Genomic DNA, 2,073 nt, shown 5'->3' on the forward strand with positions numbered 1-2,073 from the left:
TTGGAGTGATTGGGGGGAAAATTTAGGGATTTTTTCCCTGAAAATTAGGTAATTGACCACCTGAAAATGGGTAAAACCCCACACCCCACACCCCACACCCCACACCCTGCCCCCACGAAAAACTTTTTCAGCAGCCCCTATTTAGCGATTGAATGGGGCGATCGCCGTTATGCTTCATCAATTTCCCATAGATTGTGATTAATCCCATACGGCATTTTCATAATGATTTAAAATGTGATAATCTTTGGTTAGCAAAATATGGTTATCTACTGAAGCGTTACTAACAATTAAGCGCTCAAAGGGATCACGAGTCTCGTTAATAATGACAGACTGATTAATAATTAAATTAAAATCTTTTTTACATACCTTTAAATCAAGGCAACTTACTAATTCTAGAACAATGTCGTCTGATTTTTCAGGAATTCGCCCAATTTCGTATAAATATTGTAACTCTAGCCTTACTATCGGCAAAATATAGAGTTCATTCTCGTTAATTAGATGTTTGGCGCAATCGCTTAATTTAGCAGTTAGTCCTGCATAAAGCCAGACAACAATATGAGTATCAAGGTAAATCAAGGTTTGTCTCCTGTTCCCAACTGATTTGTACAAGATCATCGGGATCGCCAATAATGGCTTGAGGACGATAAATTAATTTTTGTAATTTATCTACGGTTTCAACGGGACTAATGATTAATCGTTTGCCGTTGCGCTCAATTTCTAGGGGTTTTCCTGTGTTGAGGATTTCATCGAGCAGTTGGTCTAGGTTATTTTGTAATTTACTTGAGGTGACGCTTTTCATTGCTGGTCAAGGGAGTAGGGAGTTTTGGGGACGGGAGATATTCGATATTATAGCGATCACCGTTATGCTTGATAAATTTCCTGACGATGCCCGATTTTGTGGAGATCAATAATGAAATACTGCTCTGGGCAATCAAATTCTAAGTAAGATTATTAAAATTAGAATCTTGGAACAAAATCCGAAAGTTCTCTTGGGTAAAGTGTTTGTCATGGGTTAAGACTTCTATAATGCCTCTTTGTTTCATTACAATCATAGAGATGCAATCTGTGAGGCTATAGCCTTTATCAGGACGTTCATCGAATAGTTGAAATCCAGCTTGTCTTAGTTGAGGCGTGTAAGAAATAATTTCCATATTCGACTCTTGGCAAATTTGAAGGTAGGTAGCAAGAGCTTTTCGACGCATAATAGCACCTTTAGTTGCAAAATAATTCAGTGTTTCATCTATGATGCCATCGGTAGTTATGAGGTAATCATCTGCATATTTTTGGGCATAATCTAAGGCAATAGTGTGCCAGTTATCTCTGGGATTAATCAAGGCATCCAATAAAAGGTATCAGCAAAAATGACTTTCATTATTATTGTTTTGGTGTGCCATAAAGATAATGATCGTGTTGTTCGGCTCCGTCGGTGGGTAAGGTTTCTAGGACTTCTGGGGGAATATCGGCGGTGAGTTCTTCAATGAATTGCCAAAAGGGTTGTTTCGGTTTGGCGGTTTGGGTTTGATGGAGAAAGTCGAGGAGTTGGTGAATGGTTTCATCGGAAGCGGTTTCGATTTCCTGGAGGAGTTGTTCTTTGGCTGTCATGGCTGGTTTGGGATGGGGGGATGTTCCAGATTATAGCGATCTCTATTATAAACAGTTGAAAAAAGTAATTGCCTTGATTTTTTAGGGGTTTTCAAAGAAAAAAGCTTCTAAATCTCGCTCTCCTTTGATAAAAGGCATGATTTCTAGCCCTTGCTCAGTTAAGGGATAGAAAATAATGTAGTTTTTCATCGGTAAGCCACGCAAAGAGGGACGAATCTCTCGATAACTGCGCCCCATTAGAGGAAATTGGCTAAGATAACGACATTTTTTGCCAAACTCCTCCAAAAATTTCTCACCCGTACTAATGTTAGTATTAGCCAAATAATCAAGAATTTGGGCTCTTCTGGTTTTCGTGTGTTAATTTTTGTTATGAATTAAAGCAAGCAAACAGCTTAAGTCGAAGATGTTCAAAATTGGTAAATCCATAACTTATTCTTTTAATAAGCTTTATTTTGGTATTCATTCCCTCAA

Annotated in this window: 6 protein-coding genes; all 6 read right to left on the reverse strand. The window is 38.2% G+C overall.

From position 1 onward, the window contains the following. Positions 1-198: 198 nt before the first annotated feature. The gene (locus tag O9295_RS24765; RefSeq protein ID WP_288035961.1) at positions 199-576 is read right to left on the reverse strand and encodes a type II toxin-antitoxin system VapC family toxin; all 378 of its coding nucleotides are present in this window, start codon (positions 574-576) and stop codon (positions 199-201) included. Beyond that, positions 563-799, reverse strand: coding sequence for a type II toxin-antitoxin system Phd/YefM family antitoxin (locus O9295_RS24770; protein WP_002769357.1), 237 nt, complete (start codon positions 797-799; stop codon positions 563-565). Before O9295_RS24770 ends, O9295_RS24765 begins: the two co-directional genes overlap by 14 nt. Before the next feature lie 139 nt (positions 800-938). After that, positions 939-1,343, reverse strand: coding sequence for a type II toxin-antitoxin system VapC family toxin (locus O9295_RS24775; protein WP_288035963.1), 405 nt, complete (start codon positions 1,341-1,343; stop codon positions 939-941). Between the two features lie 31 nt (positions 1,344-1,374). Next, the gene (locus tag O9295_RS24780; RefSeq protein ID WP_002797529.1) at positions 1,375-1,602 is read right to left on the reverse strand and encodes a hypothetical protein; all 228 of its coding nucleotides are present in this window, start codon (positions 1,600-1,602) and stop codon (positions 1,375-1,377) included. 81 nt (positions 1,603-1,683) lie between these two features. Continuing rightward, complete coding sequence (locus O9295_RS24785; RefSeq protein WP_288035965.1) at positions 1,684-1,935, reverse strand: type II toxin-antitoxin system RelE/ParE family toxin; 252 nt, start codon at positions 1,933-1,935, stop codon at positions 1,684-1,686. Positions 1,936-1,969: 34 nt separating this feature from the next. Next, the coding region (locus O9295_RS24790; RefSeq protein ID WP_287697101.1) for a transposase at positions 1,970-2,073 on the reverse strand (104 nt) is incomplete at its 5' end.

Origin of the sequence: Microcystis sp. LE18-22.4A (assembly GCF_027531105.1) — a bacterium.
Classification (GTDB): Bacteria; Cyanobacteriota; Cyanobacteriia; order Cyanobacteriales; family Microcystaceae; genus Microcystis; species Microcystis aeruginosa.